Below are 23,595 nucleotides of genomic sequence, written 5' to 3'. Positions count from 1 at the left end.
TCGCCGCACGCTCGGGCTGGGTGATCTCGGAGGTTGCGGTGGAGTACGGCGAGTACCGGGGGTACGACGCGGTGGGGCTGGCCGCCCTGGTGGCGGCCCGGGAGGTGACGGCCGGGGAGCTGCTGGAGGTCGCGATCGGTCGGGCCGAGCAGGTCGGCGGGCGGCTGAACGCGGTGGTCCGGCCGATGTACGCGCAGGCCCGGGAGCGGGCGGCGGGGGAGCTGTCCGGCCCGTTCGCGGGGGTGCCGTTCCTGGTCAAGGACCTGCTCCAGGACTACGCGGGCCTGCCCACCGGCAGCGGCTGCCGGGCGCTGCAGCACACGCCCGCGGCCGCGCACAGCGAGTCGGTGCGGCGCTGGCTGGACGCCGGGCTGGTGGTGTTCGGGAAGACCAACACGCCGGAGTTCGGCAGCAAGGGCGTCACCGAGCCGGAGGCCACCGGCCCGGCCCGCAACCCGTGGGACACCGCCCGCACCCCGGGCGGCTCCTCGGGCGGTTCGGCGGCGGCCGTCGCCGCGGGCGTCGTCCCGGTGGCGGGCGCCAACGACGGCGGCGGCTCGATCCGGATACCGGCGGCCTGCTGCGGCCTGTTCGGCCTCAAGCCGGGCCGCGGCCTGGTCCCGGCCGGTCCGGCCGCCGCCGAGCACCTGCACGGGGCCGCCACCGACGGCGTCGTCTCGCGCAGCGTCCGGGACACCGCCGCGATGCTGGACGTGCTGGCGGGCGCCCCCGACCCGGCCGGCCCGTACCTGCCGCACCGTTCCGCCGAGCCGTTCGCCGAACTGGCCCGCCGCGCGCCCGGCCCGCTGCGGATCGGCTTCACCACCCGTTCCCCGCTGGGCACCGAGGTGCACCCGCAGGCGGTGGCCGCCGTCGCGGACGCCGCGGCCCTGCTGGAGGAGCTCGGCCACCACGTCGAGGAGGCCGGCACCGGCATCGACGAACGCGGCCTGGCGATGGACTTCCTGGCCATGTGGGCCACCGAGACCGCCGCCACCGTGGACGAGGTCAAGCGCCTGACCGGCTCCGGGAACGCGGGCTTCGAGCTCGACACCCACGTGCTGGCCGCCGCCGGCCGCCGGCTGCGCGCGCCCGCCTACTACGCCGCCCACCAGCGCTGGAACCTGTACAACCGGCAGCTCGCCGCCTTCCACACCCGGCACGACCTGCTGCTCACCCCGACCCTGGCGCAACCCCCCGTCCGGATCGGCGAGTTGGACACCCCGCCGGCGGTCCGGGCGCTGGCCCGGCTGCTGCTGCCGCTCGGCCTGCTGGGCCTGCTCAGCCGGACGAAGGCGTACGAGGACGCGGTGATCACCAACCTGGCGCCGGTCCCGTTCACCCAGCTCGCCAACATCACCGGCCGGCCCGCCGCCAGCGTCCCGCTGCACCGCACCCCCGACGGCCTGCCGCTGGGCGTGCAGTTCGTGGCGCCGCTGGGCGGCGAGGGCACCCTGCTCGCCCTCGCCGCCCAGTTGGAGTCGGCCCGCCCCTGGGCCCACCTAGAGCCCGGTCCCTGAGGGGGCCTCAGCCCATCGTCTTCTGCCCGTCCAGGGCCTCGCGCAGGATGTCGGCGTGCCCGGCGTGCTGCGCGGTCTCCGCGACCACGTGCAGCAGCACCCGGCGCACGCTCCAGGTCGCGCCCGGCTCGAACCAGGGCGCGGCGGGCAGCGCCTGCTCGCTGTCCAGGTCGAGGGTGGCGACCAGGTTGTCGGTGTGCTCGGCGACGGCCCGGTAGCGCTCCAGCAGGACGTCCAGCGTCTCGCCGTCCAGCATCCGGAACTGTTCGGCCCAGCTGTCGGCGTCGTGCGGCGCGCCCTCGGCGTGCATCGCCTCGGCGCCGCCGACGGCGAACCGCAGCCAGCGCTCCTCGACCCCGGCGACGTGCTTGACCAGCCCGCCGAGGGTGAGTTCGCTGACGGTGGTGCGCTGCCGGGCCTGCTCGTCGGTGAGGCCGCGGACGGTGTAGCGCAGGAAACCGCGCTGCTTGTCGAGCGCGGCCAGCAGGTCCGCGCGTTCGCCGGTGAGGCCGGTGATCGGGACGACCATCGTTCAGGCCACCTCCACCGTGCTCGGCGGTTCGCCCTCGGCGGCGCCCGGGTCGATCAGCGAGAACGCCGCGCCCTGCGGGTCGACGAAGGACGCGAACCGCCCGAACGGGCTGGTCATCGGCCCGAACACCAGCTGCCCGCCGGCCTGCGCGACCCGCCCGGCCGCCGCGTCGCAGTCGTCCACCACGAAGTGGACGCTGACGAACGGCGCCACCTGGGACGGCACGTCCGGCCCCATGCCCATCACACCGAGCGCGGGCGTGTCGCCGAGGGTGTGGACGCTGTAGTCCACCTTGTCGTCGACGATCTTCCGCACCCGGTACGGGAACACCTGCGGGAAGAAGGAGTTGGCCGCGGCGGTGTCCCGGGTGAAGACCTCCGCCCAGCCGTAGCTGCCGGGCGCGTCGCGCAGTTCGAAGCCCCGGTGCCGGTCGGCCTGCCAGACGCCGAACAGCACGCCCGCCGGGTCCCGGGCGAGCGCCATCGAGCCGAGGTCGCCGACCTTCGTCGGCTCCATCAGCAGCGTGCCGCCGGCCGCCCGGATCCGCTCCGCGGCGGCCTCCGCGTCGACCGTGGCCAGGTAGAGCACCCACGCGGAGCGGTCCTCCTGCCCGGGCGGCGGCGGGACGATCGCGGCGACCGCCCTGCCGTCCTTCGACGCCTGGGTGTAGCCGCCGAACTCGGACGCGGCCTCGCCGAACGTCCAGCCCAGCACCGCGCCGTAGAACGCCTCGGCGCCCTCCGGATCGGCGAACATCGCGTCCGCCCAGACGGGTGTGCCCTCGGGTTGCGCTGCCATGCTGCGGCTCCCTCCGCCGTCGGCCCCCGGGGCGCCGCCCCGGGGGAAAGCACGTTCCCCGCCACGCTAACCAGTGCGCCCGGCGGGCGCCCGGCGACGCGCTCGGCCGTACCCGAACGCCTGTTGCCCCGCAGTGACAATTCGTGCACCCTGCGGGGTCATTGGGCCGCCAGGATTGAGTCATCGCCCCGGACGACGGAACGGAAGAACCGGCGGGGGCCGACCCACCGCACACCACCGGCCACCGTTCCTGGGGGGAACAATCCATGTCCGTGCGCACCCGCCTCCGCCGCTCCTCCGCCGTCGCCCTCGTCTCCGCGGTCACCGCCGGCTCGGCCCTGCTGCTGACCGCCTGCGACCCGTCCGGCGACACCGCCGGCGCGCAGCCCGCCACCACCGCCCCGAGCCGCACCGCCACGGCCACCCCGACCGCCACCCCGACCGCGACCGCGACCGGCACCCCGGGCACCTCCGCCACCCCGTCGGCCACCGCGAGCCCCTCCGCCGCGGCCACCCCGACCACCGCCCCGACCACCCCCGCCAAGCAGCCGTCGGCCACGCCGACCAAGGCCGCGCTCAACCTCACCAAGGGCACCGGGCTGACCATCAGCAACGGCACCCGCTACGTGGTGATGGACGGCCGGACGGTCGACTTCGGCACCGTGGTCCGCGACCTGGCCTGGTCCCCGGACGGCAAGCGCGCCGCCTTCGTCGACGGCGACGGCAACCTGGAGACCTCCGACCCGGACGGCAGCCACAAGGTCCTGGTCGCCCGGGCCTCCTCCGGCGTCACCTGGTCCCACCCGACCTGGCAGGTCTTCGTCCCCAGCGAGAACGACGCCGCCATGTACCTGCAGCCCAAGAACAACCTGCAGTTCACCGCCGACGACCACGGCACCCTGCGGCTGCTCACCGTCCCCTCCAAGGGTGGCGCCCCGGCGCAGCTCTCCCTGGGCGTCTTCAGCGACCAGGACTCCAAGCCGCTCCCGGAGACCGGCAACCTGTGGCCGAACGGCGGCGGGCGCTACGGCTCCTCGGCCTACGCCAACCGGAACGACGGCCAGGTGTACCTCCGCGACGACTACCTGCGCCAGCAGGGCGGCGCCGTCACCAAGGGCGCCCAGCCCGACCTGTCCGACCAGGGCGACCTGGTGTTCGTCCGCTCCGTCGACGGCCACGACCACCTGTTCACCAAGACCGGCGGCTACGACGGCCCGGAGCACGACCTCACCCCGAAGGCCACCACGGACTGCACCGAGCCGGTCTTCTCCTCCGACGGCAAGACCGTCGCCTTCCGCGCCCCCGACGGCGTCTACACCGTCGCGGCCAAGGGCGGCACCCCCACCAAGGTCTCCGACACCGCCGGCCTGCCCGCCTACCGCGGCTGAGCCGGACCACCCCGCCGTACCGTCCCGGTCCACGCATTCAGGGTCCGCGGACCGGGACTCCCACCCGCCGGACCGGACGGCCCTGCCGTCCGGTCCGGCTCCTCCGCACTACTCCGCGATCCGCGCCAACTCGGCTTCCAGGTTCGGCAGTTGCTGGTCGGAATTGTCGTGCGGCAGCCACTCGACCGGGTCGAGGAAGCGGAACAGCACCCGGTCCGGGGTGATCGCGTACTCGTACTCGGCGAAGCCGACCACCGCGCCCAGCTCCCCCCGGGCCGCCCCGCGCAGCACGTGCGCGGTGAGCCCGTCCGCCTCCTCGCCCGGCGCGGCCGACACCCGGCGGCGGGCGTTCGACCGGGCCAGGTACGGGCAGACCATCGAGGCGTACAGCATGCACGCCCGGTGGCCGGGACCCTCCAGGGTGGGCGCCATGTTCCGGTAGGGCCGGCCGGCCGCCAGCGCCTCGCCGATCGCCGCCGCCTCCGTCCCGCCGACCACCCGCCACACCGTCCCGCGCGGCATCCGCGTGTTGCACACCGAGCACAGCCGCTCCCGGGCGCAGGCCGCGGACCGCTCGTGGTCGGTCAGCGCGAACTGCGGCCTCCCCTCCTCCCACGGGGTGATCGCGGGCACCGGGTAGCCCCGCTCGTCACGCGGGCGGGCCGCCACCGCGGGCGGCTTGGGAACGATGTCGAAGCGCATGGGCCCATCCCTATCACGCCCCCCCGATCACCCGCGCGGCACCGCGAAATCGACCAACTCGGCACGTCCCGGCACGAGTTGCCCCCATTCACCGGGCACCTCCAGCACCGCCACCCCGGCCGTCGAGAACTTCTCCCGCACCCGCTCCAGCGCCTCGCCCGCACCCTCCCCGGCCAGCTCCAGCACCAGCCCCTGCACCTCGGGCCGGTGCCCGACCAGCAACACGGTGCGCACCACCGGCGGCAACTCCCGCAGCAGCTCCACGAGTTCACCCGCCTCGGCACGGTACGCCCGCGGCTCCAGGACGAGTTCGGGCGCGCCGCCGAGCTCCGGCTCGGCCAGCTCCCAGGTCTGCCGGGTGCGCACCGCGGTGGAGCACAGCACCCGGTCCGGCACCAGCCCGTGCTCGGCCAGCCACCGCCCGGCCGCCACCGCGTCGGCCCGGCCGCGCTCGGCCAGCGGCCGCAGCTCGTCCGGGACGTCCGGCCAGTCCGCCTTGGCGTGCCGCAGCACGATCAACCGCCGCTGTTCCGTCATCCCCCCAGTGTGGCCCGCCCGCGCGCGGCCCGGCCCGGGGACGCGCTGACCGCCGCCGATACCGGCGGAAAACCGGACGACACCCCCGCCCCCGCCCGGTTACCGTCGGGGCATGCGTGCCCTGACCGAGTCCGAGATCCGCGCGTCCTTCGTCAACTGCTCCAAGGGCGAGGCCAAGCGGCTCCCCGTCCCGCGGGACTTGGCCGAGCGCCGCTGGCCCGACCTGGACTTCCTCGGCTGGCGCGACCTCGGCGCCCCCGACCGGGCCTACCTGGTCGCCGTGCTCGACGACCGGCCGGTCGGCATCACCCTGCGCTCACCGAACGTGAGGCGCAGCCTGACCCGCACCAACGTCTGCTCGGTCTGCATCACCGCCCACGCGGGCAGCGGCGTCTCCCTGCTCACCGCCCCCCGGGCCGGCGCCGCCGGCCGGGACGGCAACTCGGTCGGCACCTACCTCTGCGCCGACCTGGCCTGCTCGCTCTACGTCCGCGGCCTGCGCCGCACCGCCACCACCAGCCGCCCGGACGAGTCCCTCCCGCTCGAGGAGCAGATCGCCCGGACGACCGCGAACCTGACGGCGTTCCTCCGCCAGGTCCTGGCCTGACGCCGTCCCGGCTCACGGAGCCGACTGGTACTCCACCGTCAGCACGGCCCGCCCCAACGCGTGCGCCGTCAGGTTGAACCCCACCTGCGCGGCCGGCGTGTCCGGCCCGACCCCCAGCGTCGGCACGTCCAGCGCGTGCACCACGAACACGTACCGGTGCGCCGGCCCGGGCGGCGGCGCCGCCCCGTCGTACCGGTGTCCCGGGAAGTCGTTGCGCACGTGGAACGCCCCGCCCGGCAGCCCCCCGTCATCGGCCCCGCCCCCGCGCCAGCCCCGCCGTCTCCGCCGGCAGGTCCACCGCCAGCCAGTGCCACCACCCCGCCCCCGTCGGCGCGTCCGGGTCGTAACACGTCACCGCGAACGACCGCGTCCCCTCCGGAGCCCCCGCCCACGACAACTCCGGCGACACGTTCCCCACCCCGTACACCTGCGCGTCCGGCATCACCCCACCGTCCACCAGATCCGCACTGCGCACCTCGAACGCCGGCACCGGCGGCAAGAAGTCATACGAAAGCGGAATGCGCGCGGTCATCACTCACCATCCCCATCGAAGCAGTCCCAACCTCCCCGGCAGTCTACGGACCCCGCCCCCACCCCACCGCCCCCAACACCCGCCCCCACCCGGCCCCTTCCCCCACCTTCCCCGCCCCCCTTCCCCCACCCCTCGACCCCCACCTTCCCCGCCCACCTTCCCCGCCCCCCTTCTCCCATCCCCTCAGCCCGCCGCAGGCGACCTCTCATCCCCCCTCAACTCCGCCACGACACCTCAACCGCCGACCCTCAGCACCGTCCCCACCTCTCCCACCCCCTCCCCCTCAGCCCGCCGCAGGCGACCCCGCCCTCTCCTCAACCCCTCAGCCCCTCAACTCCGCCACAACGCCTCAACCGCCGCCCCTCAACACCGCCCCCACCTTCCCCACCCCTTCTGCCGTCCCCCCAGCCCGCCGCAGGCGACCTCTCATCCCCCTCAACTCCGCCACAGCACCTCGACCGCCGCCCCCAGCACCGTCCCCACCTTCCCCAGGTCGAAGACCAGGTCGAAGTGGTTGCGCCCCCCGACCAGCAGTTCGTGCACCCGGACCCCGTTCTCCCGGAGCGTCTCCGCGAACTCGGCCTGCTGCCGCCCGAACTCGTCCGTCTCGTGCTCCCCCAGCGCGAGCACCACCGGCGGCAGCGCCGCCAGCGCCCCGGGCGCGGCGTGCTGCGGGCTGAGCCGGCGGGCCCGGTCGGGGTCGAGGGCGAGCGGCTGGTTGACGTAGCTGAGGACGACGGGCTGCAGGTCGTAGACGCCGCTGAGCAGGGCCGCGCCCCGGATCCGCCCGCGCAGCCTCTCGTCGAGCAGGGCGCTCGCCGCCAGGTGCGCTCCGGCGGAGCTGCCGCTGAGCACGATGCGGTCCGGGTCGGCGCCGAGTTCCGCCGCGTGCTCGACCAGCCACAGCACCGCGGTCGTGACCTGTTCGGTGATCTGCTCCACGGTCCACTCGGGCGCGAGCCCGTAGCCGACGGCGGCGAACGCGGTGCCGCGCGGGACGAAGTCGAGTGCGGGGAAGTCCGAGTCCTCCTTGCCGAGTTCCTGCCAGAAGCCGCCGTGCACGAAGACGTGCAGCGGGGCGCCGGGCCCGGCCGGGAAGTAGTCGAGGAGTTCGGGGGCGGCGGCCCCGTACCGGAGTTCCCGGTGGCCGCCGAGTTCCTGGCGGGCCCGGCGGCTCTGGTCGGCGTACGCCGCGAGTTCGGCGTCGAAGTCGGCGACCTTGCTGCTGGGCGAGTACTCCCGGTCGAGTTCCCGCTGGTCGAAGCCCCGGTAGACCGCCATGCCGCCGTTCTCCTCACCCGAGGGGGCCGTCCCGGCAGGTCACCCAACAAGGTATAGACCAATACGGGAGGGCCCGGTTAGCGTGGTGACTTCCCCGTACTTCCTTCTCCGGAGTTGCCCCGTGGAGACGTCCGTCCTCGCCTTCGCCACCGATCTGCTCGACGAAGGGGCCGACACCTTCTTCGGCAACCTTACCGACCGGGCGGGCGTCGGCGGCGTCACGCTCGCGTCCGTCTACCACGAGGCGCGCGACGTCTTCCCGCACAACCCGCGCCGGGTGCTGCGCTACCTGGAGCCCGGCGCCGCGTACTTCCGCCCGGACCGGGCCCGCTGGGCCGGCCGGCGGCTCGCCCCGCTGCCGTCCACCGCGATCGGCTCCCGCGACCCGTTCGCCGAGGCCGCCGAGGAGACCCGCCGCCGCGGCCTGAAGCTGCACGCCTGGACGGTCTTCTGCCACAACGACCGGCTCGGCTTCGCGCACCCGGACTGCGCCCCCGCCAACGCCTTCGGCGACCGGCACCTGACCGAGCTGTGCCCGGCCAACCCGGAGGTCCGCGAGTACTGCCGGACGATCGTCGAGGAGCTCGCCCGCTACGGCGTGGACGCGATCCGCGCCGAGTCGCTGCACTTCCACGGCCTGGCGCACGGCTACCACCACGAGCGCTACTTCGAGGAGCTCGGCCCGGTCACCGAGGCCCTGCTGTCGGTCTGCTTCTGCCCGCACTGCCTGGCCGCCGCGACGGCCGCCGGCGTCCCGGCCGAGCACGTCCGCGACACCGTCCGGGCCGAGCTGCGGGCCCGCCTCGCCGACGGGTCCCGGGCGCTGGCACCCGCCCCGCTGGACGAGCTGGCCGGCGGCGCGCTGGCCGCCTACGTGGACGCCTCCGCCCGCACCGTGACCTCGCTGGCCGCCGAGCTGGCCGCCACCGCCGCCGAGCACGGCATGCGGCTGACCTTCATGGACGGCGGCGGCCCGGGCACCGGCTGGCTGTCCGGCATCGACCTGCCCGCCCTGGCGGGCGCCGCCCACCAGATCGAGACCCTCGGCTACGCGAAGACCCCGGAGGAGGTCCGCGAGAAGGTCGCCGCCTTCGCCCTGCACGGCGTGAGCCCGCGGGACATGGCGGTGATCCTGCGCCCGATGGCCTCCGACTGCGACGGCCCGGCCAACCTCACCGCCAAGATCGCCACCCTGCGCGAACTCGGGGTTCCGGAGATCGAGTTCTACAACTACGGTCTGATGCGGCTCTCCTCGATGGACCGCATCGGCCAGGCCCTGCGCTGACCCCCGGCCACCGCCCCGGACGGCCGGAATGCGCCATTCGCACACATAACGGCCGCTCCGTCCCCACCCCGACTCAACGCACCGTTCGCCCCGCCTGCTGCGCCCGGTGCGTCCCGAACGGTAGGCTTTCCGTGTGATCTTCAAGCGCATCGGCAACGGGCGGCCGTACCCGGATCACGGCCGGACCAGCACCCGCCAGTGGGCGGACGTCGCGCCGCGTCCGGTGCGGCTGGACCAGTTGGTGACCACCAAGGGCCAGCTGGACCTGGAGACCCTCCTCGCGGAGGACTCCACGTTCTACGGGGACTTGTTCGCCCACGTGGTGAAGTGGCGCGGCGACCTGTACCTGGAGGACGGGCTGCACCGCGCCGTCCGGGCCGCCCTCCAACAGCGGCAGGTCCTGCACGCCCGCGTGCTGGAGATGGACTGACGCCCCGTCATCCGCCGGGGCGTCCGGACGGCGCCGGAACCGCTCGGGAACGGGTGCAACCGGTGTCGGTGCCGGTACGTCCTTTCGAGTGCCGTCGTCCCCCGGATGATGATCGTTTAGTACCTGCGCACCCGTTGTCGGATTAGTCTGCTGACTACAGCGGTTCCGCGGTCCGTTCCCCACGGCCGCCCCGCGGTCACCGGCACCCCACCCTGGCACCTAGGGGGAGACAGACCATGAGCATGTTGACTCCCCGGGGTTTGAAGGGGAAGCAGTACCGCGTCACCGGAAACGCCTACCCCAGGCTCGGACGCCCCCCGCGCCGCGGCCGGAAGGCCGCCATCGCGCTGGGCGGCGTCCTCGCGCTGGGCCTGGTCTCGGTCGGCGGCGTCCAGCTGTACGACGTCTTCACCGGCAAGAGCAGCAAGAACGCCACCGCCCAGGCGTGCGCCTCGGCCTCCGGCAAGCCGCTGGCCGCCCCGGAGAGCTCCCCGTCGGCCGGCGCCCCCGCCGCCGCCCAGGCGTCCGGCGCCCCGGCGCCGGTGCCGAGCAACACCGCGGTGCCGCAGCCCGCCGCGGTCACGGTGAACGTCTACAACGCCACCGACAAGTCCGGCCTGGCCGCCCGCACCGCCGACGAGCTCCGCAAGCGCGGCTTCGTGGTCGACAAGGTCGGCAACGCGCCCGCCGCGCTCGACAAGAAGGTCCCCGGCACCGCGCAGATCCTCAGCGGCCCCGGCGGCCTCGGCGCGGCCGCCCTGCTCACCTCGCAGGTCGCCGCCGCGACCGCCACCGAGGACACCCGGGCCGACGCCACCGTCGACTTCGTCATCGGCGACACCTTCAGCGCCCTCGCCGACCCGGCCCAGGCCGCCGCCGCGCTCGCCGAGCTCACCAAGCCCTCCCCCACCCCGGAGCCCGGCCACTGCTGAGCCCCGCACGGACGAGGTCCGGCCGCCGACGGGAGTTCCCGTCGGCGGCCGGACCTCTTTCCGTCCGTACTCCCTGTTCCTGCCCCGCGGACCGGCCTCAGCCGGCCGTGCCGTACAGCCGGTCGCCCGCGTCGCCCAGCCCCGGCACGATGTACCCGTGCTCGTTGAGCCGCTCGTCGACCGCCGCGGTGACCACCGTGACCGGCCGGCCCGCCAGCTCGCGCTCCATCACCGCGACGCCCTCCGGCGCGGCCAGCAGCACCACCGCGGTGACGTCGGTGGCGCCCCGCTCCAGCAGCATCCGGATCGCCGCGACCAGGGTCCCGCCGGTGGCGAGCATCGGGTCGAGGACGTAGATCTGCCGCCCGGAGAGGTCGTCCGGCATCCGGGTCGCGTAGGTGGACGCCTCCAGCGTCTCCTCGTTGCGCACCATCCCGAGGAAGCCGACCTCGGCGGTGGGCAGCAGCCGGGTCATGCCGTCGAGCATGCCGAGCCCGGCCCGCAGGATCGGGACGACCAGCGGGCGCGGGTAGGAGAGCCGGGTGCCCCGGGTGACGGCGACCGGGGTGGTGATCTCGACCGTGTCGGTGCGGACGTCCCTGGTCGCCTCGTACGCGAGCAGGGTGACCAGCTCGTCGGTGAGCCGCCGGAAGGTCGGCGAGTCCGTGCGCTCGTCGCGCAGGGTGGACAGCTTGTGGGCGACCAGCGGGTGGTCGACGACGTGGAGACGCATGACACCAACGGTAACGGGCGCGAGCACGTGTGTACGACTCCGTACGAACCGGGACGACCGGGGCGGCCCGCCGAAATGCGCCGCAGTCCGTCCGCAATCACGGAAATCGGGCCGCTGCTGTGGTATCGGCGCGGCTGATCTGGGAAAGTCGGGACCTATGAAGAGCAACCCGACGCGGGCGTCCACCGCCGGCGCGGGCGGGTCAGGCTCGACGGCCGAGTCCCGTCCGGCGTCCGAGAGCGGAGCGGAGAGCACCGCGGAGACCGACGCGGAGCGGCGCAAGCGCCGCGCCGTCTTCCTCCGCGAGTTGACCGAGGCCCGGGAGCTGCGGGCCCGGGTGCAGCCGAGACGGACCAAGGAGCGCCGGATGCGCGAAGCGCTGCGGATGCGCACCTTCCGGACCTGACCGCGGGCCGCGCCCCACAGCCGAGTTGCGCCCCCGTGAGTACCCGAACGCCCCCGCACAAGGGGCCGGACGGTCAAGATCCGCACCCGGAGCGGCCGGAAGCCGACCATTCCGACACGACCTGCGAAGACGCGCTGCCGAACACCCCCCGCAGCGGCGGCCTTTCTGTCACGATGCGGTGGGACGGTCCGAACAGCGGACCGCCTTCTGGCGCGGGGGCGGCCGGACCGCACCCGCCCGAGATCGCCGACAGCCGAGACCAATCTTGGGAGTGTCCCTGGTGGCGTACTTCGCTGCAGTGCTTGCTCGCACCGGTGCCGGGTGGGACGTGAGCGAAACCGAACTCGACGACGTAGAGACCCTGGCCGACCTGACCGACCTGGCCCGCGAAGCGGCCGAGGACGAGGACACCGTGCTGGTCTTCATCGAGCAGGAGGACGCGTGGTTCGCCGTCCTGCGCATCGACGGTGAGGACGACCCGCGGATCTTCGTCTCCGACGCGGCCGCCGCGGCGCGCAGCTCGTACGGCTCGGTGCTCACCGACGAATTGATCGAACAGGACGGGGAGGCCGACTTCGACGACCTCGACGGGCTCGTCGCCGGGCTCGACGACGAGGACGGCGCGACCGCCGAGGACGACTCCGACGAGGACGACGAGGAGCCGGCCGGCAGCCGGGCCGCGAGCCCGGTCGGGCCGATCGGCGACTCCGAGCTGCTGACCGAGTTCGGGATGGCCGCCGCCGACCTGCTGGAGCTGGCCGGCGAGGGCTCCGCGCCGGGCGACGCGCTGGGCGAGATCGCCGAGGCGCTGGGCTGCGGCGAGGTCCTGGAGGCCGTTCGGTAGCGGCGGGCCCGGTGCCCGACACTGGGTCCATGCAGCCCGCCCCCCTTTCGACCACCGACCTCGGTGCGCGGCCGCGGATCGCCCCGCTGCCCGCCCCCGAACGCCCCGATCCGGTCCGCGACCGGTGGCGGGGCCGGATGCGCCTCGCCATCGAGGAGGCCGCACTGGCCACCGCCACCGGTGACGTTCCGGTCGGGGCGTTCGTCCTCGCCCCGGACGGCACCGTGCTCGGCCGCGGCCACAACGTCCGCGAGGCGGACGGCGACCCGACCGGCCACGCCGAGGTGGTGGCGATCCGCGCGGCCGCCCGGGCCCTGAACGAGGCCGCGCGGAGCACCCCCGGCCGGGACGGCGACGCCCGCCGGGCCGGCGAGTGGCGCCTGACCGGCTGCACCCTGGTCGTCACCCTCGAACCCTGCACCATGTGCGCGGGCGCGATCGTCCTCTCCCGCCTCGCCCGGGTCGTCTTCGGCGCCTACGACCCCAAGGCCGGCGCGGCCGGCTCGCTCTTCGACGTGGTCCGCGACAACCGCCTCAACCACCGCCCCGAAGTGGTCGGCGGCGTCCTCGCCGAAGAGTGCACCGCCCAACTGCTGGCCTTCTTCGACACCCAGCGCTGACCGCCCCGGAACGGATTTCGCCCCGTCCCCCCGATCCGGTAGAGTTCCCCTCGGTAGCGTGTCCGAGCGGCCAAAGGAGCACGCCTCGAAAGCGTGTGTGGGGGCAACTCCACCGTGGGTTCGAATCCCACCGCTACCGCCACTGAGCAGGACAGACGAAGGCCCCCGACTGGAGACAGTCGGGGGCCTTCGTCATGGTGGTCTCAAATATGGTCTCAGTTGGCCCGAGACGATCCCAGTCGGCAGCAGGCTGGCTGAGGTACTTCAGTGCCTACTGTGACTCAATCCATGCGTTGCGTTCCCCCCAAACCTCGCTCCAATCCTTCCCGCTCTTCTCGATCGCGTCGAAGATGTCATCGACGCCATAGGTCTCGGTCAACCACTGGCGTTCGAGCTTGTCACGGCGGATCCGATCCGCTTCCCGCTGGGCTGCCCGGCGTTCGTCCTCTCGGCGTCGCTTGTCGGCTCGCTCGGCCGCTGCCTCAACCGCCGTCCGGTCCTTCTTGGTCCGCTTGGCTGCGCAGTCCAAGCCAACATGTGAGTAGTGGCCCAGTGGGTTACCATCACGGTCCGCAGTCTCCAGAATGATCGGACGTTGAACCGACTTCTGGCACGCATCGCAGTCTGCTGGCCGCTCGGCGGTTCCTCTGATGATGTACGTCTCCACTGCCGTCCCTCACCTCGGCTGCTGATCGGCACAGTCTCGCGGAAGCAGCGCTTCATGGATGACCGGTTTGGTCAATCGGTCTGCTCCTGAGCCACCGTCCAGATGAGTCCACCGATCTGCTGGGCCACGTCACGGCGGACCCGCTTCGTCACGTGCTGGTACCGGTGGGCCATGGCGGTGCTCGACCAGCCCATGATGTCCATCACGATCCGCTCGGGCACGCCGAGGATGAGCAGGATCGTGCCGGCAGTGTGGCGAGCGTCGTGGAGACGGCCGTCACGGAGCCCGGCGGCCTGAAGCAAGCGCTTCCACTCGTCCCAGTCGGTGCGCGGGATGAGCGGCTGGCCGGTCTCGGTGGCGAAGACCCACCCACCGTCCTGCCAGAGCTGCCGGGCCTGGAGCCGCTCCCGCTCCTGCTCCTCCTGGTGGAGCCGCAGCACCTTGATGAGCTGGTCGGGCAATCCGATCAGCCGCTTACCCGCCTTCGACTTGGTGGGGGCCGCCTGCTTGTTCGTCCGAATCCGCTCGGGGCACCGGCCGGCGTGCTTCTTCCCGCAGGACTCGCCCTCGCAGCCGTGACGGTACTTCGGCCGCTGCATGCTCTGGCGGACCCAGAGAGTTCCTTCGTCCAGGTCGATGTCCGTCCATTGGAGTCCGAGCGCTTCGCCCTGCCGCAGTCCGAGCGCGAGGGCGACCGCCCACCGGCCGCTGTTCCGGCGCTTGCCCGCCTCCAGCAGAAGCCGCTGCACCTCCTCGACCTCGTACGGCGTCACCTCCTCCTCTTCCACCTTGGGCGCCGTGGCCAGGGAGGCGACGTTGCGAGTGATGTGCCCGCGCCTCACCGCCTGGTTGAGCGCGGCCCGGATGGTGCGATGGGCCTGGTGAGCAGTGGCGGGCTTGCTGCCGTTGTCCTGCATCTTCTTGTAGAAGCGCTCCAGATGTTCCGGCTCAAGCTTCTCCAGCCGGTGAGCGCCCAGCCCGGGGATCAAGTGGACGTTGACCGCCACCCGGTAGCCGGACAGGGTGTTCGGCCGGACGGACAGAGCCGCAATGTTCTCGACCCAGTGGGTGAGCCAGGACGTGACGGTCCACTTCTTGCCGGCCTTCGGGATGTTACCCTCGTCCCGCTTCTTCTCCAGCTCCCGAACCTTCTTGGTTACCTCGGCCCGGTTCTTGCCCCTGATGTGACGCCGGTCGGGGGTGCCGTCGTCCTTCACACCGACGGTCACGCGGCCGTGCCATTTGCCGTCCTTGTCCTGGTAGATGCTCGAAGCGCCGTTGGGCTGACGGGTTGCCAAGGGTGAAGCCTCCTCAGGCTGCGATCGGGGCGAAGCCGGACTCCTGCATCCGGCGGCGGACGTACTGAGTCAGCGCCTCGGCCGGCACACGGTGGAGGCGACCGATGGGGATGCTCGGGACCTCGCCCGTACGGATGAGGGCGAACATGGTGGTGCGGCCGACACCGAGGCGGCGGGCCGCCTCTTCGACCGTGAGGGCGATGAGGGTTGAGTCGTGGTCCTGCGTGGCCGAGAGCTGGGGCAGGCTGGTGCTCAATGTGGTCCTCCCTGTGGCTCAGGCAGGCCGGACCGCTGACACATCCACCAGAACCGACTCAACCTGTGCTGACCGGTTCTGAGCTGGTGTTCGGAGCCTTCTTGCCGTGCGTGTGTCCGAGGTGGGGATTTCTGCGTCACAGCGTCACCGTCGTCACGCGGGCTTCTGACCTGTGGTTTTGTGTGGCGCGGGGGTTGGGGTGTGCGTCATGGGTGTGTCACGGGCTGCGTCATCTGGTGACGCGGTGACGCAGGGGTGACGCAGCGTCCGTCGTCTGCGTCACGGCTTTCGCCGCAGGTCGGGGGTGGTTTTCCGGCCGGCGTGACGAAGGTGACGCAGCGTCTTCCTACTTAGGACAAAAGAAGGGGTTTCTGTTCTGGGGCGGGTGCGCCTCAGAACGAGAAGGAGGAGCCGCTGCGCGGCACGTTCTGGGGCGGCGCAGCCGCCGAACAGCAAGAGGAGCACCCGTGCGTGGCGCGGCCGTGCTCCTCTTGCTGTTCGGTCTTTGAGGCTGGGTCAGAACAGCGGGTGCCGTTCGTGCGGGGGCGTGGGGGCGGGGCGGGCCATCTCCAGGTAGCGGCCTTCGCGGGTGCGGCCGGTGTCGATGAGGACCCGGCGGGCGGCGAGGGTGGGCTGGAGGCGCTTGAGCCGGTCGGAGAGGACCTTTCCGGTGGTGGGCCACCCCTTGGGCAGGGAGCGGAGTTCGTCGCCCGCGTAGAGGCGGCTGAGGGACGCCAGCCACTCGGTTGAGGTCATGCGCTGTGCCCCGCCCGGCTCGATGGTCTCGGCGTGCTTGAGAACGGTCTGCGCGAGAAGGTCACCCTCGATCACGTCATCGTTCAGGTCGTCCAAGCTGGCTCGGTAGGCGGCCAGCGCGCCGAGTCCGGTCGCGGCGTCGAGCTGCGCGCACAGGTGGGCGAAGTCCGCCATCCGCAGGTCGGTCGGGGTCTCCGCCTCGGCCGCCCGGACCTTCACCGTCAGGTCGAGCAGCGACCCGAGGACGACGGGCAGCACCTCTGCGTACTCGGCCCACAGCTCCGCCTCGGTGCGGCGGACGGCGGGGCGCTCCAGCCGCAGGGGCAGGAGCCGCTCCGCCAGGTCGGGGCGAATCACGCCGACGTCGATGCCGGTCAGCAGCAGCGGCCGGCGGTAGGAGGCGCGGTGGACGTCGCCGTCGGTGAACAGGGCGCGCTTGACGCTCTCGGCACCGGTGACGATGCAGCACATGGCGTCGGAAAGGTCCGGGGTCATGTGGCTCAGGTTGTCGAGGGCGGTGACCCATCCGGCCGCGACGGCGGCGATCAGGTTCTCCTCGTCCTTCGGGGCGCGGCGCAGGTCACCGCTCATGCCCTCGACAATCCGCACGAGCATCCGGCCGCCGGTGGACTTGCCCGCGCCCTGCGGCCCGGTCAGGAACGGGGCCGGCACGGGGACGGACGGACCGAGGCAGCCGATCAGCCAGGCGATGGCCAGGCACTCGGTCGGCGCGTCGGCGAAGTTGCACAGCCTCAGCAGCAGATCGAGCCCTTTGCCGTCGGTGTCCTTGACGGGGAGGGGGAGTTCGCCGGTGAGCTGGGTGCGTCGCCAGCACACCTCTCGCGGGTCCGGGGTGAGGATGTCCCAGCCGTTGGGGTGGATCCGCACGGACTTTCCGTCGGCGCGGCCGAGGTCGAGCCACGTCGCGCCGTCGAAGCCGGGGGCGACGCGGATGTGGACGGGCTGGACGTCCTCGGACAGGGCGAGTGCTTCGATCAAGTCCAGTGCCTCCTTGAGCGAGGTGCCGTTGAACACGCCGAGCCCGTCCCGGTAGAGACCGACCATGAGTTCCTGGCGGTGGCTGCCGGTCGTGCCCTGGGAGCGGATGGGCCGGGCCACAGGGTTGCCGTTGCGCTGGGCGTAGACGGTGCCGTCAGCGGTGCGGAAGTACCTGAAGTGGGAGTGGGCGTAGTCGGCGATGACCTCACGCCCCGGGTTCTTCTCGTCCTCGGCCACGGTCTACATCCCCAGCCTGTGGACAGCGTTCGCCCACGCGTCGGCGCAGTGCCGGGCGCTCTCGCCCTTCGCGCCGGCGGCGGCGAACAGCCGGGCGATGTGCGCCTCCGTCAGGCAGCCGCACCGGCCGTGGGTGGAGAGGACCGCCAGGAACGCCCCGAAGACGGTGGCGTGCACCGCGGCGGTGGCGGCGGCGATGCGCTGCTCGGCCATCGCGATCCCGCGCTCCAGGAAGGTCGGCGTGCGGTGCGGGCACTGCCCACCCCCGGCGGACGCGGTCACCGTGACGGGCGTCGGTCGGGCGGGGGCGGGCTCCCGCACCACCAGGGCGCGCACCGCATCGGGGAGGGCGGCCGTGGTGCCGGTTCCGGGGCCGAGCCACCGGGCGTAGGACATGGCCGACTTGATGTCCACGCCCGGGCGGACGGCGTTGGCGGAGGGCATGACGCCCCGGTAGATCCAGTGCTCACCACGGGTCGTCGGCACGGTCCGGGTCCCGGGCAGGTGCTCCCTCGCCCAGGCGATGGCGTCGGGGTTGTCGAGGTCCACGACCGTGACTCCGGCGCCGCCCGGGTGGTAGGCCACAGCGGCGGCCTGCTGCCAGGCCCGGGCCCACTCGGCGGAGTTGAGGGTGCCGGGTTCGGTGGTGGCGGCGGCCCAGCCGTGGCAGGGGGCCAGGCACGTGCAGGGGCCAGGGGTCTTCATGTTCGGCCGGCCGCCGCATGCGTTGCCGACGCAGTCCGGGCAGTTGCCGAACGGCACCTTCCCGGCCCGCAACGGCAGCACGGGCACGCCGGAGACGGCCAGAGAGAGCGCCACGGGCAGGTGCTCTCCCCGGATGAGGGTGGGTTGGGTCATGCTGGGTGTCTCCAGTTCTCTTCGCGGATGCTGGAAGACGGCGGCCCCGGTTCTTGGCAGAGGGGGGCCGCCGTTGTCGTTCGCCGGACTGTCAGAGCAGGTGTCAGACGCGGGTGTCAGAGAGGTGTCAGGCCGCTCTGACACCCGCGTCTGCCTAGGGGTTTGGGTGTCAGCGGGTGTCAGGTGTCAGGGGGTGTCAGACCAGCGCCGCAGCGGGGGTGATGCGGTACCGGCCCTTCTGCGCGGCCGGCACCAGACGGCCGTCCTCGACCATGCGACGGAACTCGCCCGACACCCACGGACGGGAGCGCCCGAGGCGGGCGGCCTGGTCCATGACGTCCTTCGGGCCGATGACCATCACGCCGCGCTGCTCGAACTCGGCGATGATGCCTTCCATCGCGGCGCGGGCTTCCTCTGGCGTGAACTCCGGCGCCGGCGCGCCGAGCGTGATCGCGGCCAGGGTGCCGGGGACCGGGGGGAGTTCGGCCTGCGGGTCGAGGTGGGCGTCCTCCGCGTCCACCCGCCCCGCCGCCTCCGGCTCCGGCTCGCGGTCGTCGTCGCTGTCGGCGAGGTACACGCTGTCCTCCGCCTGCTCGTCCTCGGTGGGGTGGCGGTGGGTGTAGGCGTTGCCGACGGCGGCGGCCGCGGCTTTCGCGGTGATGGGGTCGACGGTGGCTCCGTTGCGGCGGGCCCACGCGGCGAGCTGTTCCATGACCCGGGCGGCCTGCCCGGTGAAGCGCAGGGTGCGACTCGGGGCGCTGTAGCGCTGCTCCTCGACGCCCGGGGTGACCAGGTAGCAGTAGCCGGGGCGGCGGTTGCCCCACGCCCCCGGGTGTGCACCCGCGTCCAGCACCGACGGCGGGAGCGCCATGCCTTCGTCGCGCGGGTCCAGGCCGAAGCACAGGACCGACGGGATGGACGCGCGGGTGCTGGTGGAGATCTGGTCGTGGCTGGGGCGCTGGAGCGAGATGACCAGCGAGATACCGGCTGAGCGGGCTTCCTGGGCGATGCCGGTGAAAGTGTCTTCGCCCATGAACCGCAGGGTGTTGGCGGCTTCCTCGAACCACCCGACCAGGAACGGCATGCCCTCGCACCCGCACGCCCCGCCCTTGCGGCAGGAGTGCGCGCGGTCGGTCTGCGGCTCAGCAGCGGCCGGCACCCACTGGCGGTAGCCGTGCTCGCCGAGCCACCGGGTGCGGGCGGGAATGACCGCCTGCAGAGCGGTCACCATGGTCTCGGTGGCCGCGCCGCCTTCGACGGCCCAGTCCATTCCGGGCCGCAGCGGGCCGAAGTCCTGGAACGACTTCGGGTCGGAGAACCACACGATGACGTCGCGGCGGCCCATGATCTCGGACACCACGTTCAGCGCACCGTCGCCCTTGCCCGAGCCGGTCCCACCGCAGATCAGCAGGTGCGTCGAGTTGCGGCCTGCCTGCGGGTTGCCGGGCAGCCACAGCATCAGCGGCGACCCGTCGTCGTAGCGGCCGATGACCAGCGGATCAGCGATCGAGCCGCCCACCTGGGTGGGCATCTCCCACTCGACCACCTCGGCGAGCATGTCCTTCGGGACCACGGTGAGGGTGCCGCGCCGGGCGGAGTCCGGGTCGGGCAGGTACCGCACGGCCGTCGGCGCGACGTCTAGCGCGGACGCGATGTTGCCCAGCGACCGGGCCACGTCATCGTTCGTCAGCTCACCCGCCGGCAGCAGGAGTTCGGCGTTAACCCGGTTCGGCTCCACCTCCGCCTTGCGGATCTTCGCCCCGGCGAGCTTCACCTTCTCCAGCAGCGACCCGTCCGCGTCGGTACCGGCCTGGACTGCTTCGGGGTTGCGGCGCATCACCTGGCGCACGTTCCACGACAGCGCCAAAGCGCCGCCGCCGATCCAGAATGCCCCCAGGGTGAAGGAGTTCCACCCGGCCAGCGCCATCGTCGTGAACCATGTGCTGCCGGCCGCCACAGTCACGGCGGAGTGGAGGCGGCGCTGCTGCCTGGTGGACTTCCCCGCCCACGCGGTCACCCTGGTCACCGCGACGGATCCGAGGGTCAGGCCGACCGCGTAGCCGGGGGAGCCGTGCGCCGGAACCCACGCCACCGACCCCGCGACGCCGGTCGCGGCGGCCAGGATCCACGGCGGGGTGTAGGGCTTGGCCCGGTGCGCGACCCACGCGCCGATGCCTTCCAGGGTGCTGGCACCCTCCAGGGACTCCCGGTGCTGGGCCTCGGCGTCGCTGTTCTTGCTCGTGCTGTTCCTGCCCATGACGGGGCCTCCTGTCGGATCAGAACTGGAAGGGGCGGTGCTGGGGCTGGGGGCGCTGCGGGGTCATGACGTCGGCGTACTCGCGCTGGAACGCGGCCCACGCGGCGGCGGCGTCCTTCGCGGCGTCGGCCATCGCGTCGGCGGCCTTGGCGAGCTTCCGGGCCACCGAGCGAGCCCGGGTCTTCTGGCGGAACGCGTGGTCGCCGGGCAGCGGCGGGGCCTGCTCCAGGGCGGCCTTGAGGATCTCCGCGCCCACCTCGATCTCGATCGCGGAGTACGCGGCGAACGCCCGCAGAGCCTCGCAGTACGAGCGAACGTCCGCCGCGCTGTAGAACGCGGGCTCTGGGAGGGCGAGTTGGCTGCTGCGGCCCACCCCGGTGCCGGGGTTCGCCGCCGCGCCCATCTGCGGGCCGCCGGTGGTCTTGTTGACGTTGATGTTCAGCCCGGGAGAGAACGTCGCCCCGGAGCCGAAGCCGTTACGGGTGCTGCTCGTGCCGGTGCTGCTTGCGCCGCTGTTGGGTGCGGACGGGCGGTTGGCCATCGCGGTGCCTCCCCGATACGGGGCCGGGACTATCCCGACTCCCCACCCCCGCCCGGCCCTTGAAGGGTCGGGAGGGGACGGGCAGCCGTCAGATCCGCTGCTAGATGTCGTCGCAGCGGATCTGTTCGCAGTCGTCGCACATCGGGACGATCCAGACGGTTCCGTTGATCTCCAGGTCGAACGGGTCGGTGCGGGCCATGACGTCCGGCTTGGCCTGGCCGCAGAAGGTGCACTTCATGAGGTCTCCTCGACCGACAGGGGGGGTGGTATTGAGTCGTCAGTTCTGGCGCATGTCGCGGATGATCCACCGGATCACCAGCGCCGCCACCGCCAGCGCCAGCGCCGACATGCCGACCGCCAGCAGCGCGGCCGTGGTGGCGAGCAGCACCGGGATCAGCACCGCCGCCGCACCCGCGCCGGCCGCGACGTAGCCGCCCATGCGGGAGACGACCGCACCGGCTTCGGGCCGCGCGGCCACCGGCGCCGGAGCGGGGGCGGGGGCGGCGAGAAGCTGGGCGTTCTGGTTGGTGCTCAGTTGGGCGGCGACCAGCAGCGCCAGGCGCTCCAGGTCGACCGGTTCGCCGTCCGGGGCGGGGACGGCGGCGAGGTGACGGTTCATCGGGCGACTCCTTCGCGGATCGGTGCGGGCAGGGTGATGGCGCGGCACTCGCCGTCGTGGGCGTTGGCGCGGCCCCGGACGGTGCCGCGCTGGTCGGCGTAGTGGCTGCGGTCACCGCACCCGAGGCAGTGCCACAGGAAGGTGGGGCGGCCGTACTCGGTGCTCCCGCCGCTCTCGTAGAGGGAGACCAGGGCGGCGCCGAGGGTGAGGAACACGGCGACGGTCCCGCCAGGGAGCCCCGTCGCCGGGTCGATGTGCACGATCAGGTCGGACATGGCGTGCTCCAGAGAGGTCAGGCCGCGAGAGCGGCGCTGTCGGCGCAGGGCAGGCAGGTGCCAAGGTGCGCGGGGAGGACGTATCCGGCGTCGCGCTGGCAGGTGGGGCAGGTTCGGCGGGCCCGATTCGCGGCGTCCAGCGCAGTGGCCTTGGCGGGGGTCATCTGCCGCACGCGGGCGGCGAGTTCGACGCGGTACAGGTATGCGGCGCGGGGCTGCTTGGAGCGGCGGGAGCGGCAGAGGATCTGTGCGGCGACGGGTTGACCGCCCGGGCGCAGGCCGCAGGCGCGGAGTTGGCGGCGGGTCATCAGCCCTGCCGGTGCCATCCGCCACGGGTAGGTCGGGGTGCCGAATCGCTCCCCGTTCGGTCCCAGAAACGGGGGCGGCTCACGACGCCAACTCCCCGGTCGGCTCGGCGTCGGCGTGGTCGGGGACGGCGTGCAGGGCGGGCCGCTCGGCGGCGGCGCGTTCGGCCTTCAGCGACTCCCGCAGCACCCGCGCACGGACCGGGGAGGTCCGCAGTACAGTGCGGATCCGATCGGCCGTCAGCTCCAGCTCGCTCCAGTCGGCGGTCACCGATCGGGCCTCGGAGAGGAGTTCCTCCTCCGTGCGGATCGGCAGCCGGGTGCGGGCCGAATTCGGAACCGATCCGGTCGCCCGGCGCGGCCGTGACGGCACACCCGTCGACGCCCGCTTCCGCACCGGCTCCGGCGCGGGAGCGGGCTCGGGGATCGGCTCGGGATCGGCCGACTCGTACAGCGGCCACGCGTCGGTGGGGTCGGCCGATTTCGGCACGTCAGACCCCGACCGGTTCGCGGTGTTCTGGGTGTTTTCTGCCGGTTCGGGCTTGTGATGGAGGACCTTCGCCACCAGGTCCGATCCGAAGAAGATGCTGCCGACCGGCAGGCAGGACGCGAGCAGCACCAGCCCGTAGTGCGCGGGCGGCCAGTCGGCCAGCCGGACCCGGCCGCCGCCGTGCAGTGCCGGCACGAGCCCGTGCACGTAGTTCAGCACCAGGGACGCGGCGGTGTAGCCGCCCAGCACCCGCAGCGCGAACCTCCGATCCGATCCCGTCAGGATCAGCGCGGCGATCAGCGCCAGCGCCATCAACCCGTCCACCACCAACGGGTAGAGCCCGGCAGCGAGTTCGTCCGCGCCAATCGCACCGGCCACGTCCTTCAGCGCGTTCCACGACACCCGAAACGCCATCCCCACCACACCGAGCAGGGAGGCCACCATCCAGAACTTTCCCGCCCGACTCACGCCACCACCCCCAACACCGCCGACGAACGACGGCCGGCACCACGGCGGCCCACGTGGAGCGGGCGCGGGGCCGTGTCCATCAGGCGCTCGGCGTACGCGGCCAGCTCCGGGTCCTCCCGGCGCAGGTCCGCCAACACCTCCACCGCCACATCCGTCCGGGCCCGATACTCGGCCACCGACTCGCCCACCACGCCGGCGAAGAGTTCCGAGTCCACACCCAACGCCAACTCCGCGAACTCCTCGGAGCCCACGGCACGCTGGCCTGCAACAATCGACTTCACGGGTCTACCTCTTCTCGAAAGGCTGAGTAGGCCCACAGGGGCCGTCGCGCGACCGGCCAAGGAATGCGCGACGGCCCCGACTCGGGCCGAGACCACTCGTCACTCACGAGTAGCCATGACCCCCGACCCGCCACGCGGCGG

The 23,595-nt window shown here is 72.9% G+C and carries 28 protein-coding genes, 1 tRNA gene and 1 pseudogene; 10 read left to right on the top strand and 20 right to left on the bottom strand.

The annotated features are described in order from the left end of the window. Window positions 1-20: 20 nt before the first annotated feature. Window positions 21-1,520 (top strand): amidase, encoded by a 1,500-nt coding sequence (locus EDD39_RS07805; RefSeq protein ID WP_244256635.1) that lies wholly within the window; start codon window positions 21-23, stop codon window positions 1,518-1,520. A 7-nt stretch (window positions 1,521-1,527) separates the two neighbouring features. Here the strand turns inward: EDD39_RS07805 and EDD39_RS07800 are convergent, their stop codons facing one another. Both EDD39_RS07800 and EDD39_RS07795 read right to left on the bottom strand, forming a co-directional pair. After that, a complete protein-coding gene (locus EDD39_RS07800) occupies window positions 1,528-2,049 on the bottom strand; it encodes a DinB family protein (RefSeq protein WP_123554278.1) in 522 nt (173 codons plus the stop codon). A 3-nt stretch (window positions 2,050-2,052) separates the two neighbouring features. Beyond that, window positions 2,053-2,850, bottom strand: coding sequence for a VOC family protein (locus tag EDD39_RS07795; RefSeq protein ID WP_123554276.1), 798 nt, complete (start codon window positions 2,848-2,850; stop codon window positions 2,053-2,055). A gap of 266 nt (window positions 2,851-3,116) precedes the next feature. On the opposite strand from EDD39_RS07795, the gene EDD39_RS07790 reads away from it, so the two are divergent. Beyond that, window positions 3,117-4,238 (top strand): TolB-like translocation protein, encoded by a 1,122-nt coding sequence (locus EDD39_RS07790; protein WP_123554274.1) that lies wholly within the window; start codon window positions 3,117-3,119, stop codon window positions 4,236-4,238. A 108-nt stretch (window positions 4,239-4,346) separates the two neighbouring features. On the opposite strand, the gene EDD39_RS07785 is transcribed toward EDD39_RS07790, so the two are convergent. Together EDD39_RS07785 and EDD39_RS07780 are read right to left on the bottom strand one after the other, a co-directional pair. Next, entirely contained in the window at window positions 4,347-4,940 is a 594-nt protein-coding gene (locus tag EDD39_RS07785) for a hypothetical protein (protein WP_123554272.1), read from the bottom strand. Between the two features lie 27 nt (window positions 4,941-4,967). Continuing rightward, window positions 4,968-5,477, bottom strand: a complete 510-nt coding sequence (locus EDD39_RS07780; protein WP_123554269.1) for a SixA phosphatase family protein — start codon at window positions 5,475-5,477, stop codon at window positions 4,968-4,970. Between the two features lie 112 nt (window positions 5,478-5,589). Here EDD39_RS07780 and EDD39_RS07775 point away from each other — a divergent pair, with 112 nt between their 5' ends. After that, entirely contained in the window at window positions 5,590-6,084 is a 495-nt protein-coding gene (locus tag EDD39_RS07775) for an FBP domain-containing protein (protein ID WP_123554267.1), read from the top strand. A 12-nt stretch (window positions 6,085-6,096) separates the two neighbouring features. Here EDD39_RS07775 and EDD39_RS07770 read toward each other — a convergent pair. Then, window positions 6,097-6,616: pseudogene (locus EDD39_RS07770) on the bottom strand (YbhB/YbcL family Raf kinase inhibitor-like protein). A 435-nt stretch (window positions 6,617-7,051) separates the two neighbouring features. Then, window positions 7,052-7,897 carry an alpha/beta hydrolase gene (locus EDD39_RS07760; protein ID WP_123554265.1) on the bottom strand — a complete coding sequence of 282 codons (846 nt, stop codon included), beginning with the start codon at window positions 7,895-7,897 and terminating at the stop codon, window positions 7,052-7,054. Between the two features lie 121 nt (window positions 7,898-8,018). Here EDD39_RS07760 and EDD39_RS07755 point away from each other — a divergent pair, with 121 nt between their 5' ends. The 3 genes from EDD39_RS07755 to EDD39_RS07745 all read left to right on the top strand — a co-directional run bounded on the left by EDD39_RS07755 (window position 8,019) and on the right by EDD39_RS07745 (window position 10,544). Further along, window positions 8,019-9,182, top strand: coding sequence for an alpha-amylase family protein (locus EDD39_RS07755; RefSeq protein WP_123554263.1), 1,164 nt, complete (start codon window positions 8,019-8,021; stop codon window positions 9,180-9,182). Between the two features lie 133 nt (window positions 9,183-9,315). Next, window positions 9,316-9,612, top strand: a complete 297-nt coding sequence (locus tag EDD39_RS07750) for a type II toxin-antitoxin system VapB family antitoxin (protein ID WP_014136828.1) — start codon at window positions 9,316-9,318, stop codon at window positions 9,610-9,612. 236 nt (window positions 9,613-9,848) lie between these two features. After that, window positions 9,849-10,544: a LytR C-terminal domain-containing protein gene (locus tag EDD39_RS07745; protein WP_123554261.1), complete on the top strand. Its 696-nt coding sequence runs from the start codon at window positions 9,849-9,851 to the stop codon at window positions 10,542-10,544. A 97-nt stretch (window positions 10,545-10,641) separates the two neighbouring features. On the opposite strand, the gene upp is transcribed toward EDD39_RS07745, so the two are convergent. Continuing rightward, entirely contained in the window at window positions 10,642-11,277 is a 636-nt protein-coding gene (upp, locus tag EDD39_RS07740) for a uracil phosphoribosyltransferase (RefSeq protein ID WP_030457462.1), read from the bottom strand. A gap of 157 nt (window positions 11,278-11,434) precedes the next feature. Here upp and EDD39_RS07735 point away from each other — a divergent pair, with 157 nt between their 5' ends. The 4 genes from EDD39_RS07735 to EDD39_RS07720 all read left to right on the top strand — a co-directional run bounded on the left by EDD39_RS07735 (window position 11,435) and on the right by EDD39_RS07720 (window position 13,289). Then, on the top strand, window positions 11,435-11,683 hold the full coding sequence (locus tag EDD39_RS07735) for a hypothetical protein (protein ID WP_030905420.1): 249 nt from the start codon (window positions 11,435-11,437) through the stop codon (window positions 11,681-11,683). Window positions 11,684-11,963: 280 nt separating this feature from the next. Then, window positions 11,964-12,527, top strand: coding sequence for a tRNA adenosine deaminase-associated protein (locus EDD39_RS07730; RefSeq protein WP_123560217.1), 564 nt, complete (start codon window positions 11,964-11,966; stop codon window positions 12,525-12,527). A gap of 29 nt (window positions 12,528-12,556) precedes the next feature. Then, the gene (locus EDD39_RS07725; protein WP_123554259.1) at window positions 12,557-13,147 is read left to right on the top strand and encodes a nucleoside deaminase; all 591 of its coding nucleotides are present in this window, start codon (window positions 12,557-12,559) and stop codon (window positions 13,145-13,147) included. Window positions 13,148-13,199: 52 nt separating this feature from the next. After that, window positions 13,200-13,289, top strand: a tRNA-Ser gene (locus EDD39_RS07720). A 129-nt stretch (window positions 13,290-13,418) separates the two neighbouring features. Here the strand turns inward: EDD39_RS07720 and EDD39_RS07715 are convergent. The 13 genes from EDD39_RS07715 to EDD39_RS07660 all read right to left on the bottom strand — a co-directional run bounded on the left by EDD39_RS07715 (window position 13,419) and on the right by EDD39_RS07660 (window position 23,454). Further along, entirely contained in the window at window positions 13,419-13,814 is a 396-nt protein-coding gene (locus EDD39_RS07715; RefSeq protein ID WP_123554257.1) for a hypothetical protein, read from the bottom strand. Between the two features lie 71 nt (window positions 13,815-13,885). Then, the gene (locus EDD39_RS07710) at window positions 13,886-15,112 is read right to left on the bottom strand and encodes a tyrosine-type recombinase/integrase (protein ID WP_123554255.1); all 1,227 of its coding nucleotides are present in this window, start codon (window positions 15,110-15,112) and stop codon (window positions 13,886-13,888) included. A gap of 13 nt (window positions 15,113-15,125) precedes the next feature. Further along, window positions 15,126-15,368, bottom strand: a complete 243-nt coding sequence (locus EDD39_RS07705) for a helix-turn-helix domain-containing protein (protein WP_123554253.1) — start codon at window positions 15,366-15,368, stop codon at window positions 15,126-15,128. A 516-nt stretch (window positions 15,369-15,884) separates the two neighbouring features. Beyond that, window positions 15,885-17,360, bottom strand: a complete 1,476-nt coding sequence (locus EDD39_RS07700; protein ID WP_123554251.1) for an ATP-binding protein — start codon at window positions 17,358-17,360, stop codon at window positions 15,885-15,887. 3 nt (window positions 17,361-17,363) lie between these two features. Further along, window positions 17,364-18,218: a bifunctional DNA primase/polymerase gene (locus EDD39_RS07695; RefSeq protein WP_123554249.1), complete on the bottom strand. Its 855-nt coding sequence runs from the start codon at window positions 18,216-18,218 to the stop codon at window positions 17,364-17,366. Between the two features lie 196 nt (window positions 18,219-18,414). Then, complete coding sequence (traB, locus tag EDD39_RS07690) at window positions 18,415-20,475, bottom strand: plasmid transfer protein TraB (protein ID WP_123554247.1); 2,061 nt, start codon at window positions 20,473-20,475, stop codon at window positions 18,415-18,417. Between the two features lie 19 nt (window positions 20,476-20,494). Beyond that, window positions 20,495-21,016: a plasmid transfer protein TraA gene (gene traA, locus EDD39_RS07685; RefSeq protein ID WP_123554245.1), complete on the bottom strand. Its 522-nt coding sequence runs from the start codon at window positions 21,014-21,016 to the stop codon at window positions 20,495-20,497. A gap of 100 nt (window positions 21,017-21,116) precedes the next feature. Then, window positions 21,117-21,254 carry a hypothetical protein gene (locus tag EDD39_RS39405; RefSeq protein ID WP_162869971.1) on the bottom strand — a complete coding sequence of 46 codons (138 nt, stop codon included), beginning with the start codon at window positions 21,252-21,254 and terminating at the stop codon, window positions 21,117-21,119. Between the two features lie 39 nt (window positions 21,255-21,293). Further along, on the bottom strand, window positions 21,294-21,635 hold the full coding sequence (locus tag EDD39_RS07680) for a hypothetical protein (RefSeq protein WP_123554243.1): 342 nt from the start codon (window positions 21,633-21,635) through the stop codon (window positions 21,294-21,296). Continuing rightward, window positions 21,632-21,910: a hypothetical protein gene (locus EDD39_RS07675; protein WP_123554241.1), complete on the bottom strand. Its 279-nt coding sequence runs from the start codon at window positions 21,908-21,910 to the stop codon at window positions 21,632-21,634. The genes EDD39_RS07680 and EDD39_RS07675 overlap by 4 nt, the downstream gene beginning before the upstream one ends. 17 nt (window positions 21,911-21,927) lie before the next feature. Continuing rightward, on the bottom strand, window positions 21,928-22,284 hold the full coding sequence (locus tag EDD39_RS07670) for an RRQRL motif-containing zinc-binding protein (RefSeq protein WP_123554239.1): 357 nt from the start codon (window positions 22,282-22,284) through the stop codon (window positions 21,928-21,930). A gap of 13 nt (window positions 22,285-22,297) precedes the next feature. Continuing rightward, window positions 22,298-23,173 (bottom strand): DUF2637 domain-containing protein, encoded by an 876-nt coding sequence (locus EDD39_RS07665; protein ID WP_123554237.1) that lies wholly within the window; start codon window positions 23,171-23,173, stop codon window positions 22,298-22,300. After that, window positions 23,170-23,454: a hypothetical protein gene (locus tag EDD39_RS07660; protein ID WP_123554234.1), complete on the bottom strand. Its 285-nt coding sequence runs from the start codon at window positions 23,452-23,454 to the stop codon at window positions 23,170-23,172. The genes EDD39_RS07665 and EDD39_RS07660 overlap by 4 nt, the downstream gene beginning before the upstream one ends. Window positions 23,455-23,595 lie beyond the last annotated feature (141 nt).

Origin of the sequence: Kitasatospora cineracea, from assembly GCF_003751605.1 — a bacterium.
Lineage (GTDB): Bacteria > Actinomycetota > Actinomycetes > Streptomycetales > Streptomycetaceae > Kitasatospora > Kitasatospora cineracea.
This window is presented reverse-complemented; position numbering and strand designations above follow the sequence as displayed.

Coding starts and splice junctions, on each gene's coding strand:
- EDD39_RS07800 (WP_123554278.1), bottom strand. CDS start 2,049: ATGGTCGTCCCGATCACCGGCCTCACCGGCGAACGCGCGGACCTGCTG.
- EDD39_RS07795 (WP_123554276.1), bottom strand. CDS start 2,850: ATGGCAGCGCAACCCGAGGGCACACCCGTCTGGGCGGACGCGATGTTC.
- EDD39_RS07790 (WP_123554274.1), top strand. CDS start 3,117: ATGTCCGTGCGCACCCGCCTCCGCCGCTCCTCCGCCGTCGCCCTCGTC.
- EDD39_RS07785 (WP_123554272.1), bottom strand. CDS start 4,940: ATGCGCTTCGACATCGTTCCCAAGCCGCCCGCGGTGGCGGCCCGCCCG.
- EDD39_RS07780 (WP_123554269.1), bottom strand. CDS start 5,477: ATGACGGAACAGCGGCGGTTGATCGTGCTGCGGCACGCCAAGGCGGAC.
- EDD39_RS07775 (WP_123554267.1), top strand. CDS start 5,590: ATGCGTGCCCTGACCGAGTCCGAGATCCGCGCGTCCTTCGTCAACTGC.
- EDD39_RS07760 (WP_123554265.1), bottom strand. CDS start 7,897: ATGGCGGTCTACCGGGGCTTCGACCAGCGGGAACTCGACCGGGAGTAC.
- EDD39_RS07745 (WP_123554261.1), top strand. CDS start 9,849: ATGAGCATGTTGACTCCCCGGGGTTTGAAGGGGAAGCAGTACCGCGTC.
- upp (WP_030457462.1), bottom strand. CDS start 11,277: ATGCGTCTCCACGTCGTCGACCACCCGCTGGTCGCCCACAAGCTGTCC.
- EDD39_RS07735 (WP_030905420.1), top strand. CDS start 11,435: ATGAAGAGCAACCCGACGCGGGCGTCCACCGCCGGCGCGGGCGGGTCA.
- EDD39_RS07725 (WP_123554259.1), top strand. CDS start 12,557: ATGCAGCCCGCCCCCCTTTCGACCACCGACCTCGGTGCGCGGCCGCGG.
- EDD39_RS07695 (WP_123554249.1), bottom strand. CDS start 18,218: ATGACCCAACCCACCCTCATCCGGGGAGAGCACCTGCCCGTGGCGCTC.
- traB (WP_123554247.1), bottom strand. CDS start 20,475: ATGGGCAGGAACAGCACGAGCAAGAACAGCGACGCCGAGGCCCAGCAC.
- traA (WP_123554245.1), bottom strand. CDS start 21,016: ATGGCCAACCGCCCGTCCGCACCCAACAGCGGCGCAAGCAGCACCGGC.
- EDD39_RS39405 (WP_162869971.1), bottom strand. CDS start 21,254: ATGAAGTGCACCTTCTGCGGCCAGGCCAAGCCGGACGTCATGGCCCGC.
- EDD39_RS07680 (WP_123554243.1), bottom strand. CDS start 21,635: ATGAACCGTCACCTCGCCGCCGTCCCCGCCCCGGACGGCGAACCGGTC.
- EDD39_RS07675 (WP_123554241.1), bottom strand. CDS start 21,910: ATGTCCGACCTGATCGTGCACATCGACCCGGCGACGGGGCTCCCTGGC.